Source organism: Thalassospira sp. UBA1131 (genome assembly GCF_002311515.1).
Classification (GTDB): Bacteria; Pseudomonadota; Alphaproteobacteria; order Rhodospirillales; family Thalassospiraceae; genus Thalassospira.
Genome location: NZ_DCAO01000120.1, coordinates 57,609 through 73,915, shown reverse-complemented (window position 1 = coordinate 73,915; position 16,307 = coordinate 57,609). Strand labels below are relative to the sequence as shown.

Sequence of the window (16,307 nt, the reverse complement as noted above, 5' to 3'; positions counted from 1 at the left end):
GTGTTTGGCAGCACCTGCTGGATCAGGATGCGGGGTTTTGAAAGCCCCGCCAAACGCGCCGCATCGACAAATTCACGGGTGCGCACCGACATGACTTCGGCACGGACAAGACGGGCGACGGGCGGCCAACTGACGATGGCAATCGCAATGGTGATGGAGGTCAGGGTTGGCTCAAATATCGCCACCAGCACGATGGCCAGCGCGAAGTTCGGGATGGTCTGGAAAAACTCGGTGAAGCGCATCGCACCTTCATCGACATAGCCGCCATAGAACCCGGCCAACGCGCCCAACGGTACACCGATCAGCAAGGCAACCACGGTCGAAACCAGCCCGACCAGAAGGGACACCCGCGCACCATAGGCCAGTTGGGCTGCCACATTACGGCCCAGCGTATCTGTGCCCAGGGGCAAACCATCAACGGCAAAGGGTGCCAGGAACGGGCGTTGAACCATTTGCCAAGGCCCGTCGGAGAAGATCAAGGGGGCGATCAGGGCGATGACGATCACCGAGATCAGCAAGACGACACCGATCATGGCGCCCATATTGCTTCTGAAACGTTTCCACATGTCAGCTACGGGCTCCGATACGGGGATCGACAATGCGATAGACAATGTCGGTCACGATGTTGAACAGGATGACCATGGCCGCCGAGACAAGGAACACGCCCAAAATCGTGTTGTAGTCACGTGCAGCCAAGCTTTCGAACATCAGGCGTCCAATACCGGGCCAGGCAAAGACCGTTTCGGTCAGAACCGCCCCGCCGACAAGCTGACCCGCCTGCAGACCCGCCAGTGTCACGACCGGCAAAATGGCATTGCGCAGGATGTGACGACGGCGAATGACCGCATCCGACAGGCCCTTGGCCTTGGCGGTTTTGACGAAATCAAGCTGCGAGACTTCGAGCATCGATGCGCGCGCCATGCGCATATAGACCGCGGTAAAGAACAGGCCCAGTGTCAGCGCCGGCAGGATCAGGTGGCTGCCAATATCAAGGACGCGTTCCAGACCGGTATAATTGGCCCCGACAGTTTCATAGCCAAAGCCCGGCAGCCATCCAAACCATACGGAAAACACCAGAACCGCCATAAGCGCCAGCCAATATAGCGGGGTCGCGTAGAATAAAAGCGCCATCGTGGTCAGGACGGTATCGGACGGTTTGCCAACGCGTGCGGCGGCGGCAACCCCAAAGGCGATACCCAACACCAGCGAGACGACAAAGGCGGTTAATGTCAGCAGCAATGTGGCCGGCAACCGATCGGCAATAAGTTCGGCCACAGGTGCGCCCTGGCGGAAGGAATAGCCAAGATCAAGTTGCACAATACCGGCGACATATTTGCCAAGCTGGACATAAAGCGGCTGATCAAGGCCAAAGCGTTCGCGCAGCTGTTCGATCATCTGCTCGTCAGCGGCACCGGCTTCACCGGCCAGCACGACAGCCGGATCACCCGGCGCGGCATGGATGAGGAAAAAGTTCAGAATCGCAATGGCCAACAAGGTCAGAATAGCCTTGGATAGCCGCGACACCACGACAGCGAATATGGTCATAGGTCCCCGTAGCATCCCGTATTTGAAATCCCGCCCAAACGCGGGCAATCAGGAAAAGAAGGGGGCGGACCGGCAATCGGTCCGCCCGCAATGTTACTTCTTGATCCAGGCGTTACGTGGACCGTCATTGATACCGATGGCCGTGGTCACCAGATCGTTGACATTGCAACGGTAGATCGTCGGGAAGGTCAGTTCCTGCATCCAGGCGACCGGAACGTCATCGACGATTTCCTTCTGGATTTCGGCATAGGCTGCTTCGCGTTCTTCGGGTGTTACCATCGTCGCAGCAGCGGCCCATTTTTCGTCGAGTGCCAGGTTTTCATAGCCTTCGACATTGTTCCACGGGCTGCCTTTCTTGATGCGATCGGCGGTATAGTTGCGCGACACACCAAGGGCCGGGTCACCGTACTGATAGAGATAGGTGAAGGCCATGTCGTAATCCCACTGGGACGTTTTTTCGTTCCACCCAGCGACATCAGAGCTGTCGATTTCGGCATTGATGCCGACTTCGCTGAGATTCTGACGCACGGCCTCGGCCCAGCGCTGCCAGGTTTCACCATATGGCAGCGGCAGGATGCGGACAGGTTCGCCGTCATAGCCCATCTCGGCCAGAAGTTCCTTGGCCTTGTCCGGGTTGTGATCATAAATGGTCACGTCATCGGAATAGAAATTGGTGCTCGACGCAATCGGACCGGTCGCAACCTTACCAAAGCCGTTCCAGACCACATCGCGCATGAATTCACGATCCATGGCGTACATGACAGCCTGACGGAACTTCTCGTTGGCGGTCGGACCTTCGCGGTTGTTAAGCCACATCCATGCCAGCGGTGCCAGGAATTCCCAGCCCTTTTCGGTGACACAAACACCATCCATTTCGGCCAGACGCGGGATATCCCAGTTTTCAACCGAACCACCCGGAAGGACATCAACTTCGCCGGTTTCAAACGCCACCGCACGCGCAGCCGCATCCGGGATCACACGGTAAAAGACTTCATCGAGATACGGCAGGCCATCGACATAGTAGTCTTCGTTCTTAACAAGGTGGATGTGGCTGCCCTTGACCCATTCCTTGAACTTGAACGGACCGGTGCCAATCGGGGTGGCGTTCGCCGGGTTGTTGGCGAAGTCAGTACCTTCGTAGATGTGCTTGGGCACGATCGGCATGGTGCCGTTTTCAAAGGCGTTGATGAACGGACCAAACGGTTCCTTGAGTTTGAAGACAACCGTCATCGGATCCGGGGCGGTGATGCTTTTGACATAGGCCAGCGACGCACGCAGACGCGCATGGGTTTCACGCAGGAAAACATCGGCGGAAAAGACAACGTCATCGGCGGTGAAATCTTCGCCGTCATGCCATTTGACGCCTTCATTGAGCTTGAAGGTGTAGGTCAGACCGTCGTCGGAGATTTCCCAGCTTTTGGCCAGGCTCGGCATCGGGGTCAGTTCGCTGTCATAGCGCAGCAGGCTTTCATAGATATCACCTGCAACCAGCTGGGTCGGGCCATTCTGCACAAGGCCCAGCATCAGTCCCGGTGGTTCGGGCTGAACAACGATATCAAGCCGACCGCCAGCTTCCTGTGCCGCCACTGGCGAGGCCAGGGCGGCGGCGATGAGAAAAGTAGTCACCTTTAAATATTTCATAGCATTCCCTGATTGTGTTTTGCATTTAGGTTCTTGTTTTTATTGGTGTTACGCACGTTTTGTTTAACCAAAGGCCACAGGCGTGACCCAGGTGCACAGGTTACCCGAGGTAACCCGGGGCGCTGGCATCAAGCCGGCGCAGTTGGGCGGCCCATTCCGGGTCTGGTTTGCCCTTTTGTTCATAAGAATCGTACATCGACTGGTATTGGGATGCCGTGTGTTCGGCAACGTCATGGCCCAGCACAACCGGTGTCAGGCCCATTCCCAGCGCAGCCACTTGTGCCTTGCAGGACCGTTCAAGGTTCAAGGCAAGCTTGACCGCCTCGGCCACCGAGCGACCCAAAAGCAACGTTCCGTGATTGCGCAGCAACATCACCGATTTATCGCCGAGATCGGCAACAATGCGGGCGCGTTCCTCGAGATTAAGCGCAATGCCTTCGTAGTCATGGAAGGCAATCCGGTCATAAAACTGTGCCGACCATTGATTAAGCGGAAGCAATCCTTCCTGGTTTGATGACACCGCCACACCCGCGACCGTGTGGGTATGGAGCACACAAACTGCATCGTGGCGCGCCATGTGAACCGCCGAATGGATGGTAAAGCCCGCGGCATTCACCCCCGCACCATAGGGGTCATCAATCACCGCACCGGTTTCATCGACGGTTACCAGATTGGCCGCGGTGACTTCGTCAAACCGCAGGCCGAACGGATTGAGCAGAAAGCGTTGCTCGCCCCCCGGTCCGGATGGGAGCCGTGCGGAAATATGGGTGTAGATGCCGTCATCCATGCCCTCGAGTGCGATCAGCCGATAGGCCGCCGCCAGATCGCGGCGGATTTCGGATATCGATTGATCACTCATAGCATCGCGCATTAATGCCGCCCTTTCGTTATGTCGCTTTTTTGATTGCTTCAAGGCTGCGGGATGATCCCGGCGCAGTCAAGTAAATTGTCGACAATCTACAATTCGTTGCCTAGACTGACCGGAGTCATGCATCTTTCTTTGGCGTCTGTTGCGGGCTTAATTCAAAGAATTCAAATCCACCTTCTGCGGGCTTACATATGACACAGACACAGCCGTCCTCCGGCTTCCAACAGATTGATCGTGAAGGGCTCGTACAACGGGTTGCCAAGTTGTTGAGCAAAGCAATCGTCAGCGGAAAGCTTGCACCGGGTGCGCGGTTATCCGAATCGGTCGTCGCCCGCGAACTGGGGGTCAGCCGGGCCCCCGTCCGTGAAGCGGCAAGGTTGCTTGAAAGTTCGGGACTGGTGCGATCCGAGCCGAACCGGGGATTTTTCGTGCGTCAGGTTTCGATAAAGGCGCTCAATGATCTGTATGAGTTGCGACTGGCGATTGAGACGGCCGTGGTCGAACGTCTGGTGCAGAACTGGAACGACGAGATCGAGGAAGCCCTGACCGCGCAGGTGGCCGAACTTCACCGGGTTGCCACCGAAGAGGCCGATATTTTCACCCAGGTCGAGGCCGACATGCAGTTTCACCGGCTGATGTGCACTGGCAGCGACAACCCGAAATTCCTGCAGGTGTTCGAACAGGTCGCCATAGAAACCGAGTTCAGCATCATGCTGATCGGGCAGCTATATGACGATCCGACCCGCATTGCAGAAACCCACGAACCGATTCTTGAAGCCCTGCGGGCACGCGATGCCACCAAGGCCGTTTCGGCCATCCGCTACCACATTTCGGAGGCGCAACGCATCGTGATCGATCAGTTCCGCCTTCTGGAAGAAGGCAAAACGTCGACATGAAATGCTTCTACGCCCCAGAAACCGAAACACACGATCCGATTTTTCGCCTGACCTATGGCAAGATCCAGCGCAATGCCGAACAGGCCGAACGCGCCAAGCTTTTGCTGGCTGGTCTTGATGCGCTTTCCCTGTCGGTAACCGAACCCAGACGCGCCGCAATGGCGGCCCTTGAAACCGTTCATACCAAGCGGTTCTTAAAGTTCCTCGAAACGGCGTGGGATGAATGGCAAAAGCAGCCCGATGCTGGCCCGGAAGTCGTCCCCAACGTCTTTCCGCGTGCCGCAACATCGTCCTATCCGCACACGATTCTGGCCAAAGCAGGCTGGCATATGGGCGATACGTCTGCCCCGATTGGCCAGCACAGTTGGCAGGCGGCCCTGCGTGCCGCCGATTGCGCCATTGCCGCAACCGATGCTGTGCTGGCGGGGGATGACAAGGCCTATGCGCTGTGTCGGCCGGCGGGCCATCACACCAGTGCCGAAATTGCCGCCGGTCATTGTCTGTTGAATAACGCCGCCATTGCGGCTGCACGTCTGCGCACCGCACATGATCGCGTCGCCATATTTGATATTGATGTCCATCACGGCAATGGCACGCAGGATATCTTTTATGATCGGAGCGATGTCCTAAGCGTTTCGATCCATGCCGACCCCACGGACTATTACCCGTTCTTTACCGGCTTTGCCTATGAGACCGGAACGGGTGATGGCGAAGGGTATAACCTTAATCTGCCCCTGCCTCGCACCACCACAGATGCAGCATGGCTTGCCGCAATCGATACCGCCCTTGACCGTATTGCCACATTCAATCCCGGTGCGCTGGTTCTCAGCCTTGGGCTTGATACGCACGAGGATGACCCATTGCTTGGCATGAAAGTCAGTTGGGACGGACTGCGCCGTGCCGGTGAAAAAATTGCTGCGGCGGGCTATCCGACGGTTATTGTGCAAGAGGGTGGATATCTGACACCATCACTGACCACGTCGCTGACATCTTTTCTTTCGGGTTATTTGGGCGCAAAAATACCCGCACTTGAGAGAAACTGACCCGCATCAGCCACCAATGGCGGGTTTGATCGCAACCGCATATACTGCAGAACAAAATGGCCGCCCCATATCAGGGCCTCATCATCAGAACGGGAGTTTCACATGAACCATCGGCCGAATTCGCTCCACATGTCCGACATCGCGCATTCGATGCATCCATACACCAATATGCGACTGCACGAAGAAAAGGGCCCGATGATCATGGCCGAGGGCAATGGCGCCCGCGTCACCGACAGCGAAGGCAAGGAATATATCGAAGGTCTTGCCGGGCTTTGGTCGGTTGCCGTCGGTTTTTCCGAAACCCGTCTGGCCGATGCCGCCTATGCGCAGCTTAAACGCCTGCCCTATTACCACAGCTTTGCCCACAAGGCGCATGAGCCATCGATCCGTCTGGCCGAAAAGCTGGTTGAAATGACGCCCGAGGGTCTGAACCGCGTGTTCTTCACCAATTCCGGGTCGGAAGCCAACGATACCGTCGTCAAGATGGCGTGGTTCCTTAATAACGGTTTGGGTCGCCCGGAAAAGAAGAAGTTTCTGTCGCGCACCAAGGCCTATCACGGGATTACGATTGCCTCGGGCTCGCTGACGGGGCTTGCCGGCAACCAGAAGGACTTTGACCTTCCGGCCATTCCGGTGACGCATCTGAGCTGCCCGCATTTCTGGCGTTATGGCGAAGAGGGCGAGACCGAGACCGAATTCACCGCGCGCCTTTTGAAGGAACTTGAAGACACCATCATCGCCGAAGGCCCGGAAACCATTGCGGCCTTTATTGGCGAACCGGTGATGGGTGCGGGTGGTGTGATGACGCCGCCGGAAGGGTATTGGCCGGGTGTGGTGGAAATCTGCCACAAGTACGACATTCTGGTCGTTTCCGACGAAGTTATTAACGGTTTCGGCCGGACTGGTGCGCGTTTTGGCTGTGAAAAATATGGCTTCACGCCGGACATTCTCGTGACATCCAAACAGCTGACCTCGTCCTACATGCCGCTTGCCGCGATTGTGGTGAATGACAAGGTCTATAACGCGATTGCCGATAACACTGCCAAGCTTGGCAATTTCGGCCACGGCTTCACCGGCACCGGACATCCGGTTGCCTGTGCGGTTGGCCTGGAAAACCTCAACATCATCGAAGAACGCGATTTGATGGGCAACGCCAAACGCTTGGAGCCGATGTTCCAGGATGGTTTGCGCGCCTTTGCCGATCATCCGTTGATCGGGGAAATTCGCGGTGTCGGCCTGATTGCCGGCCTTGAGATGGCAGACAAGAAAACCAAACAACCGTTTGGTAAACCGGGCACGGTTGCCGCCAAGGTCGTGGCCCTTGCCGCCGAAGAAGGGCTTATTTGCCGCAATGTCTATGACACGGTGGCACTTTGCCCGCCGCTGATCGTGACCAAGGATGACGTGCGCGAAATCCACGCCCGCCTCGGCCGTGCCCTTGACCGGGCGCTTGATTGGGCCAAGTCCGAAGGGATGCTGTGATCAGGAAGTGACGACCGACAAGGTCACGACACCTCAAAAACAAAGCCGGAGACAAGATGTTCACTTGTCTCCGGCTTTTTGTTTCTTCGGATAACGCAAGGTGTTCTGCAAAATAAATCAAAGGTACAGCGCAACTTGAACGACAACAATTCATCCCAATATCAATCCGATAAACATTTCCGTCTTGGAGAAGGTATTGAACAAGCGTCGTTTCTGGCCGTTGACAGTTTTCTGTGTATCTATCGCTCTGGTTGTTATTTCACTTGCGACCCTTGGCGGTGACTATGAACTTCATCCCGCCATTGTCATTGCGGCTTTGATGTCGAGCATTGCTGCGTTCTTTGCTGGCTACTTTTTGCCCAATGAGCTTGTTTGGGATGATCGTCGATCAACAGATAACGAAGAAACGAACGGTCACGCAGGTCTGGAGAACCTCAAGGATTACCTTGAAATCTCTTTGTCGCCTTGTCTGATCATCAACCAAAACCGACAGATTCTTGAGAGCAATCAGATTCTTGAGAGCCTTTGGGGCGTCTCAAGAAACCGCCTTAAAGAAGCACATATTACCTTTAACAATCACTCCTCACGCGACGACGTTTGGGACATCGAAACGTCCCAACTGGCAATTGGCAAGTCTGGCTATCTTGCCGGAGAGCTTTGCCTGCGCGGCAAGGTGAAAAGTCACGGTGTATTTCATCTGACTTGGGTGGGGTATCCCGGGCCTGAGGATCGGGCTCTGTTTATTGAGATCGCCGAACCCATGTCCGAAGCCAAATTTGGCGAGAACCGAAGAATTGAAATGATAGAGGCCTTGCGGTTGCGTGACGATGACCGCTCCTTGCTAAAAGAGCTCAATCATGGCTTGAGAACCGAGCTGCAAGGGTTGCTCGGCATGATCGAGCTTCTGAGAGGTGGCCCTGATCCCAAGCAGCAAACAAAATATCTTGAAGCCCTTGATGGCTCTACCAAGTTGATTCTTGAGAGTGTTGACACCCTCATAGATTTCTTCGAAATCGACGAGTATTCCGGCAAGGCTGGAAACGTTTATAGCATTGACGAGCTTTTGCGTGGCCTTTCCGATACTCTGAACCGTCGCACAGATTCCGACACTTTCGAGGTGCTGTACGATACGGATCGCTCTGTTTTCCGAAATGTACGGTTCCCGCGGGAGGTGCTTGAGAAGCTCATTGGCCATCTTGTGGCGCATATCGTCCAGACCGACCTGGACGGATCAGTTATTGTCAGGCCAAGAATTGTTGAGAGCAATAACAGTGCGACTGAACTGAGCATTGAGGTCCTGCAGAACTCAGCGACGTTGCCCCGGAACAAAACTGGCTCCATTCACGATCCCGACAAGATCAGTCTTGATCTTGAAATCGCAAGGCGCCTTGCGGGTGCCGTCAAAGGCGAACTTCAGGCTGGCCGCTTTTTCGCAGATAATCTTGGCTTTAAACTGACTTTAAAGGGGATCGTCACCGACGATATGGGAGCGGCCTTTGTTGTCCCGAATCATCTGAAAAACCTTCGCGCTCTGATCATTGATGACAATCCGGCGTCTCGCGAAGTGCTTCAGGAACTTGCCCACGAAATAGGCTGGCATGCAGACGTCGCAGCGTCGGGAGAGGCTGCGTTGCATATGATGAATTTTAAATCCGCCCTGGATGCGGCCTATGACATCGTACTGGTCGATTGGCGTATGCCAGACATTGACGGCTGGGATACCTCACAAAAAATCCGTGAGGAAATTGAAGGTGGGCGGCTTCCAATTATCGTGATGATCACGGCACACAGTCACGATTTTGTTTCAAAAAGCTCCTTGGACCGATCGAAAGTCATCAACGGATTTCTTACCAAGCCGGTCAGTGTAACCATGTTGCTGGACGCGGTTGCGGATGCCATGGCCCACAAATATGAGCCTGAAAAATTTGTGCTCGCGAGCATCGAGAAACAGCCGGAGGTCGACATGTTGGCGGGACGGAAAATTCTTGTGGTTGATGACAATGCCATGAACCTTGAGGTCGCCAAGGAGTTCCTGTCTTTGTACGGGGCAAAGGTCATTACGGCCGGTGGCGGATATGGGGCAATTTCGACAATCCAGAACGCCGCCAGTGCGCTTGACCTTGTTCTGATGGATATACATATGCCCGATCTTGATGGCTTGTCTGCGGTCAAGCAGATCAGGTCACTTGGTTATCTTTCTTTGCCAATTGTCATTATGACAGCAAATACATCGGAAACCGTGCGCAGCGATTGCTTTAAGTCAGGGGCGCAAGACGTGGTGCAAAAGCCGTTTCTGGCAAAAGAGATTGCTGCAACCATTGTCAACAACCTGCGTGAAAAACCAGCCGAGACGTCGGACAAGGAATATATCAATTTGTCAGAACGCACGACGTCACTTGCAGGTGAATTCGGGATCGACCTTAAAGCTGCGATTGGCAATTTTGATGGCAGCATCGCATCATATAATCGTGCGCTTGAAAGCCTTATCCTTGATATCGGACGTGTCCGCGGTCAGTTGGCCGAACATACTCCAGAAAATGTGCAAGAGGACATTGTAAGAGAACTCCAAACACTGGGTGGTATGCTGTCTCTGGTCGGTGATCCCAAGGGCAGTGAGTACGCGAAGTCACTGGCCAATGACTTCGCGATGGTTAAGGCAAATCAGTCGGATCAAGATGCACTCAAGCACTCTATTACGCGGTTTGTTGCGCACCTTGATCATGTTTCGCATATTGGCAAATTGCTGATTTCATATCTCGCGACTGAGTTGGGACGCGCCAGCGATAAAGTAAGAGTTTAACAACCGGATTTTTGCGTCTGGTTTGTTATTCTGATCTACCTTTCACAATGGGTTTGACCATCTCTGCAACAATGTCGAAGTCAAGATTGCGCAGATGGTTCTCCATGACTGCTACTTGATCGTGAGAGGTCAATTCCGCCAGCTCTGATGTCACTTGTTTGAATTTTTCCATCGCATCAGCACTTCCAGCTTCAAGCAAATTCAACAAGTTTATCAGGTCCTCGTTCTGGCCGTTGGCTGGCGCGGTTTCTGATACGCCATTCGTCAACCGCGCTTCGATATAGATTGCCGTATCTTCGACAGTTTTGGCAAACTCATCGAACTGCGTTTTCAAGGTGGAGATGCCTTCTTCAAGTGTGACGTTTTCAAGTTTCTTGCCGTGTGCAGCCGCCTTGAGGGCGGCAACTTGCGACGCGGCACCTTGCAACGTATGCAGCAACATCGCACAGGTTTTAGCATCTTCATCGGACAAAGCCGTGCGCAGTTTATCGATGATCTCGCGTGCCTGGGGCGGGAACAAGCCGGCAATCCTGATCAACAGCGCCTCGTTGCCGTGAACCAACGTCAGTCCCCTTTGCTTATCCCATAGGGGTAATGCCTCGGCGTCATTTGACGCCAGATCTGCTGATGCAGGGGGGATGGCAGTGGCATTGCGATCAGGTACTTCCGACACAGCCGTTTGAGGTTTTGCGGCCGATACATGCGGGGTTACCGGAATTGATTGGCCGCGACTTTGTTCAACGCATGCTCTTATTCTGGTGATGAGGCTCTGCGGTTCGATCGGTTTGGTCAGGAAGTCATTCATCCCGGCATTGAGGGCTGCCTTCTTTTCCTCAACAAGCGCACCAGCTGTTAGGGCAATGATCGGCAGATTTTCCAGTTTCAGGTTGTTGCGAATAAACCGCGTAGCTTCGTACCCGTCCATGCCGGGCATCTGAATATCCATCAGCACCACGTCAAACATCAGAGATGATTTTTCGAGCAGTTCTATGCATTTCTCTGCGCTTTCGACAGCCACAGAATGCGCGCCATTTCTTTTAAGTATTTGATCTGCGACTTCGCGGTTAAGGGCACTGTCATCAACAACAAGAACCTTGATATCAGCCAGCCAGTTCGCATTCAAAGAGGCTGTGCTTGTGAGCTCCAGCACTTTATTGAGACGACCGGTTTTCGCCGAAACGATCTCGTTGACGGTGTTAAACAGGGTGGAGCCGTCAATCGGTTTATTGACGATTTCATCGACCAGCCTGCTTGCGTCTATTTCGGCAATTTTATCTTTGTCAAAGGCCGAAATCATCAGGGCTGCCGGCAAGGTGTCCTCACCGACTTCATCTGCAAGCATTTGAATAGCGCGCAACCCATCGAAGTCGGGCAATTGCCAATCAATGATGATGGCATCTGGCAGTCGCCTGTTGTTTTTGTGGCGTTGCATATACTCATCCACCAGCTCTTGGCCGGTGGAAAGCGCAATTGCACGCCACCCTAAAGACGTCGCGAGTTCTTTCAAACGCAAGCAGTCAGCCTGATTGTCTTCGACAATAAAGACAAACAGGGGATCAGACCCGCTATCTTGTTCGTTACTGCCATCTGCTTTGACCAGTTCAAACGGAATGGTCACAGCAAAGGTGCTGCCTTTCCCAGGTTGGCTCACAAGGCTGCAAGTTCCGCCCATCAAATCGGCCATTTTTCGTACAATCGACAGACCAAGTCCTGTTCCGCCAAATTTGCGCGACGTGCTGCTGTCGGCTTGCGAAAATGGCTGGAACAATTTTGCCTGCACATCTTCGGGGATGCCTATGCCGGTATCGGTTACCGAGAAATGCAAAGTGACACTGTCTGCCGTATCGGCATTTTGTGTTTCGACCAGTTCGGCTTTGAGCGTCACAGAACCTTTTTCCGTGAATTTGATGGCATTGCCCACAAGATTGGTCAAAATTTGACCAAGGCGGTTACCATCGCCAATCACGAAGTCCGGCACGCCCGGGCCAATTTCGCTTATCAGCTTTATGCCAGCGTTCTCAGCCTGATTCTTAAGAACTGTCTCAATCTCGGTCAGTTTTTCTTTTGGGGCGAAGACAACCTTTTCAAGGGTCATCTCATCGGCTTCGATCTTTGCAAGATCAAGAACGTCATTCACGATGCCAAGCAAAGAACGGCCTGCAAGATTGATCTTGTTCAGATAATCCCGATGGCGATCAGGCAAGTCATCATCAAACAACAGGCTGGTCAGACCGATAATCGCATTGAGCGGTGTTCTGATTTCATGGCTGATATTGGCCATGAAGGCGCCCTTGGCTTCACTTGCCTTCAGGGCGGCTTCTTTTGCGGCAAGCAACACCGCCTCAGCACGGCGGGCCTCGGTCAAATCACGTAGGGACACAATGACAATTGTTTTGCCCGAAAGCTGCGCCGGGGCGAGGCTTATTTCAATCGGGAAGGTTGAGCCATCCTTCCTTTGTGCGATGATTTCTCTGTCACGACCCATCGCCACCAAACCAGGGTTTGTCATATACTGCTTCATGCCCGCTTCATGGGCGGCGACGTCTTGAGGTCTGACAAATATGCTGACGGAACGGCCCAACAGTTCATCGGTATCATACGCAAATGTTGATCCGGCCTGATCGTTGGCAAGAGTGATGATGCCTTGATCATCAATCACCAGCATCGCCTCTGGCGCTGCGGCAAGAATTCCGCGAAATAGTTCCTCCTGCTCCTTTAGTCTGTCTGCGGCAACAATTTGCTCGTCTAATAACTGCTCCTGCCGTCCCTTGCGCCATGACGTATACAAAGTCATCAGGACAACAAAGATGGTGATAAAGAAGGCGAGCGCGACAACACCTACTGGTCGAAGGAATGTGGTATAGATGCTGCGCATCGGCTTGCCAAAGATGTAGGTGATCTTGCCACTTGCCGCGTTGGAAGTGCCTTGGGTTGTCGTACTTGCGGTCAGAATTTCGCCAAATTCGCTGTCAAACATCTGTAGTCGACTATCTGCACCCCAAGGAAGTGCAATTTGACGAGATAATTTGTCCCATGCGGGGGCATCACCCGTTTCAAAGGCGAAATTTCGGCTAGCGTCTGGATAGGAGAGAATGTTGGCATTCCGATCAAGTGCAATCGCCAGAAGATCGTGCGCCTCAGTTGCAAGACTCTCGGCAAGCACCCCCTCGGCATCGACATTCAGAATGGCGATACCAAACAGCTGCTGACTGTTGTCAAAAATCGGCGAGACAAAACGAACCGTCGGCTCGAAAGGCTCTACAATTTCGCCAAACTCTCTGTTCAGATTAATATCGGAAATCCAAATGTCGCCGGGACGCAAAGAATTGGCGGCCTGCATGTAGGGTTCTTGAGCTTTTTCCTGAAGCCGTGACTGATCAAATTTAACGAGATGGCCGTCTTCGTACTGAACCCGGACCAGCTCGCGTCCATTATTGGCGACACCAACAATGCGTGCTTGGGTAACGGCCTCAGAAGACAGCATGAAGGCGACAAAGGAATCTGCAATTTGATCTTTCCAGACGGCGGGCGCGACCTTTTCATCATCAAGATAGTTCTGAAAAGATGCCATTGACTGAACGCTTGTCGCAAAGAAGCTCACGGCTGCTTTGTAATCCGAGTAATTATCCTGGTGCGCGTCGATTGCCTCGGCTGTACGGTCAATCAGCTCATCAGAAAATGTCGATATATTGGTGCGCCAGATGTAAACCGCTGTCACCAAACACACCAACAAAGACAAACCCAACAGCAGGGTTGTTGACGAAATCGCGATTGGCTGTCTTAGAAAGACGATAAGACTTAGGTCTTTGTCATAGGCTTGATGGAAATTCTTCCTCCGCGAAATCATCTGCCACCAGATAATGCTTGAAACAGCAAATGACAGAGCCGCGGCAAGCGCAGAAATCAGCCATGGGCTAAGCAGACCAATGCTTTGAGATAGCCCGGGTAAAACGGCTGTCTGCATCAACCAGTCGCGCCCCTTGACCTTGATCTGACGCGATTGAGTCAGCCTTTCCGATGGTTGCTGCCCGGACGTGTCCGACACAAAGAATGGTTCGGACTCCGACAAATCGGTAAGTGTCAGGCTGATATTGCCAAGGTTGGGTTCAAAGTCATACAGGACCTCGTCAACGACGAGTGGTGCGTAAGACCAACCGGCGATCGCCTGTTCCCTCTGATCCGGAGTGCCGATCGGCATACCCGGATGGTAAACAGGCAACAGCACCAAGAAGCCGCGTCTGACATTACCATCGGCCTGAACAAGCGTAATCGGCTGGGTTAGTCTTACATCGCCGGTGCGTGCTGCTTCGAGCGCGGCAGCCCGCCGGTTTGCCTCAGATGCGATATCAAGACCCGTGGCGCCTTCGTTCCCGGCAAGGGGATAGATATACTGAATAACAAACCGGTCACCGGAATTTGGCGATAGTTCGCGAATGCCAAAATCGGGGAAATCATCAGCGCGGGCACGCTCAAGGAATTGCTGAGTATCTTCGGCCTCAACAAACTTGATATAGCCAAAACCACGCGCACCGGGGAACTCCCGCCTGTTTTCACGCGACGCAATATAGCGTTGTATTTCGGCGCGGGTCAGGTTTTCGGGGCCAGCCGTGATGACCACACCACGCAAACCACGCAAACCGTACTCATAAACACCAAAGCGGGTTTTGACCAGTTCTTCGGCCTGATCCGTCAGTCGCAACAACTCGGCATTGATGGCCTCTTCGTTTCGGGTGTTCCAGGACCAACCAAGCGCAAATGAGATGAGCAGCCCAAGCAATAGTGCCAAGGCCGGTATGGCAATGATTGAGCCCGTAGAGCTGCCCTTATCACGTGCCGCCGTCACAGCCTTGGCAACGCCTTGCCGCACTGGTTCTTTCATGTGTAAACAGCCCACAGAGTGTATCTACAAAAAGTTGTAAGATACTATGTTTGGACGATCATCAATGAGAACAAGGTGCTAGGTGAATTCGAACGCGAATAACCATGGTGTTTTCAAAACTTGCAACATGGAGCTCCAAAAACAAGAAAGGCCCGCATCAGCAGGCCTTTCCAAGGTTATGCGTCACAGATTCTAAATTTATGTGTCGCGTTTCCAGTTTTATGAGTCAATTCACAGTCAAGGTCGCTTATACGTCGAGGTTCGCGACCTTTAATGCGTTCGACTGAATGAAGTCGCGGCGGGGTTCGACGACGTCGCCCATGAGGGTCGAGAAGACTTCCTCCGCCTCGTCGGCGTGGGCGACTTTGACCTGCAGCAGCGAACGAACGTTCGGGTCGAGCGTGGTTTCCCAAAGCTGATCCGGGTTCATTTCGCCCAGACCTTTATAACGCTGGACCGAAATGCCGCGGCGGCCATATTCCATCACCGCATTGACCAGATCGACCGGACCGTTGATTTTCCAGGTCTTGTCCTTGGCAACGAATTCCGCACCCTTTTCAAACAGTTCGCGCAGTTCGCCAAGGATACCGGCAATCGCACGGGCCTCGGCCGAGCGCAGGATGTTGCCATCAATCACGTGACGTTGTTCAACGCCGCGCAACATGCGCCAGAGCACGATTTCATCAAGCGGTGCTTCGCCGTGCCAGCCGCGATCATAGTCTTCTTCAAGGGTATCAAGATGTTTGGCGAGCGTTTCGGCCGCTTCGAGGCGTTTGCCATCGTCATCGAGCAAAGCCGGGTTCAACGCGCCAGCAAGGGTTGCCTGTTCGAGCACGGAGATCGGAAGCTTGATCGATAGCGGCTCCAAGAAGCCCTTGGCCTTACGCGCCAGTTCGACCACACGCACCAGATCCGGACCGGCAAGCTGTTGGCCACCGGAAAGGGTAAGCACGGCTTCTTCGGTGCCCTGTGCGGTCAGGTATTGCTCCATCTCGCGGTCGTCCTTGAGATACTGGACCGAGTTACCGCGTTTGGCGCGATAAAGCGGCGGCTGTGCGATATAGAGATAGCCGCGTTCGATCAGTTCGGGCATCTGACGATAGAAGAAGGTCAGAAGCAGGGTTCGGATATGCGCACCATCGACGTCGGCGTC

10 protein-coding genes and 2 pseudogenes are annotated in these 16,307 nt (G+C 53.8%); 5 read left to right on the top strand and 7 right to left on the bottom strand.

Going from position 1 to position 16,307, the window contains the following annotated elements:
- From B3Z49_RS20385 to B3Z49_RS20370, 4 genes are all read right to left on the bottom strand, one after another.
- Positions 1-566 (bottom strand): ABC transporter permease (locus tag B3Z49_RS20385; protein WP_296994295.1); only part of this gene is annotated, 566 nt, incomplete at its 3' end.
- 1 nt (position 567) lies between these two features.
- Complete coding sequence (locus B3Z49_RS20380; RefSeq protein ID WP_008888981.1) at positions 568-1,545, bottom strand: ABC transporter permease; 978 nt, start codon at positions 1,543-1,545, stop codon at positions 568-570.
- 93 nt (positions 1,546-1,638) lie between these two features.
- The gene (locus B3Z49_RS20375) at positions 1,639-3,171 is read right to left on the bottom strand and encodes an ABC transporter substrate-binding protein (protein ID WP_232308275.1); all 1,533 of its coding nucleotides are present in this window, start codon (positions 3,169-3,171) and stop codon (positions 1,639-1,641) included.
- Between the two features lie 115 nt (positions 3,172-3,286).
- Positions 3,287-4,057 (bottom strand): class II aldolase/adducin family protein, encoded by a 771-nt coding sequence (locus tag B3Z49_RS20370; RefSeq protein ID WP_063085955.1) that lies wholly within the window; start codon positions 4,055-4,057, stop codon positions 3,287-3,289.
- 188 nt (positions 4,058-4,245) lie between these two features.
- Between B3Z49_RS20370 and B3Z49_RS20365 the strand changes: the two genes are divergently transcribed.
- The 4 genes from B3Z49_RS20365 (at position 4,246) to B3Z49_RS20350 (ending at position 10,275) form a co-directional block, all read left to right on the top strand.
- Positions 4,246-4,950 (top strand): GntR family transcriptional regulator, encoded by a 705-nt coding sequence (locus B3Z49_RS20365; RefSeq protein ID WP_296994288.1) that lies wholly within the window; start codon positions 4,246-4,248, stop codon positions 4,948-4,950.
- The gene (locus tag B3Z49_RS20360; protein WP_296994285.1) at positions 4,947-5,993 is read left to right on the top strand and encodes a histone deacetylase family protein; all 1,047 of its coding nucleotides are present in this window, start codon (positions 4,947-4,949) and stop codon (positions 5,991-5,993) included. The genes B3Z49_RS20365 and B3Z49_RS20360 overlap by 4 nt, the downstream gene beginning before the upstream one ends.
- Positions 5,994-6,095: 102 nt before the next feature.
- The gene (locus B3Z49_RS20355; protein WP_296994282.1) at positions 6,096-7,475 is read left to right on the top strand and encodes an aspartate aminotransferase family protein; all 1,380 of its coding nucleotides are present in this window, start codon (positions 6,096-6,098) and stop codon (positions 7,473-7,475) included.
- Positions 7,476-7,671: 196 nt separating this feature from the next.
- Positions 7,672-10,275, top strand: a complete 2,604-nt coding sequence (locus B3Z49_RS20350; protein WP_296994280.1) for a response regulator — start codon at positions 7,672-7,674, stop codon at positions 10,273-10,275.
- Between the two features lie 25 nt (positions 10,276-10,300).
- Here B3Z49_RS20350 and B3Z49_RS20345 read toward each other — a convergent pair whose 3' ends face one another.
- Positions 10,301-14,239: a response regulator gene (locus B3Z49_RS20345; RefSeq protein ID WP_296994275.1), complete on the bottom strand. Its 3,939-nt coding sequence runs from the start codon at positions 14,237-14,239 to the stop codon at positions 10,301-10,303.
- A gap of 153 nt (positions 14,240-14,392) precedes the next feature.
- Positions 14,393-14,839: pseudogene (locus tag B3Z49_RS22125) on the bottom strand (CHASE domain-containing protein); the annotation flags it as partial.
- On the opposite strand from B3Z49_RS22125, the gene B3Z49_RS20340 reads away from it, so the two are divergent.
- On the top strand, positions 14,753-15,034 hold the full coding sequence (locus tag B3Z49_RS20340) for a hypothetical protein (RefSeq protein WP_296994273.1): 282 nt from the start codon (positions 14,753-14,755) through the stop codon (positions 15,032-15,034). The pseudogene B3Z49_RS22125 and the gene B3Z49_RS20340 overlap by 87 nt on opposite strands.
- Positions 15,035-15,401: 367 nt before the next feature.
- Here the strand turns inward: B3Z49_RS20340 and B3Z49_RS20335 are convergent.
- A pseudogene (locus B3Z49_RS20335) lies at positions 15,402-16,307 on the bottom strand (DNA gyrase subunit B); the annotation flags it as partial.

Excerpts from the sequence above, each read along its gene's own strand:
- B3Z49_RS20380 (WP_008888981.1), bottom strand. The coding sequence starts at position 1,545 with ATGACCATATTCGCTGTCGTGGTGTCGCGGCTATCCAAGGCTATTCTG.
- B3Z49_RS20370 (WP_063085955.1), bottom strand. The coding sequence starts at position 4,057 with ATGCGCGATGCTATGAGTGATCAATCGATATCCGAAATCCGCCGCGAT.
- B3Z49_RS20365 (WP_296994288.1), top strand. The coding sequence starts at position 4,246 with ATGACACAGACACAGCCGTCCTCCGGCTTCCAACAGATTGATCGTGAA.
- B3Z49_RS20360 (WP_296994285.1), top strand. The coding sequence starts at position 4,947 with ATGAAATGCTTCTACGCCCCAGAAACCGAAACACACGATCCGATTTTT.
- B3Z49_RS20355 (WP_296994282.1), top strand. The coding sequence starts at position 6,096 with ATGAACCATCGGCCGAATTCGCTCCACATGTCCGACATCGCGCATTCG.
- B3Z49_RS20345 (WP_296994275.1), bottom strand. The coding sequence starts at position 14,239 with ATGCAGACAGCCGTTTTACCCGGGCTATCTCAAAGCATTGGTCTGCTT.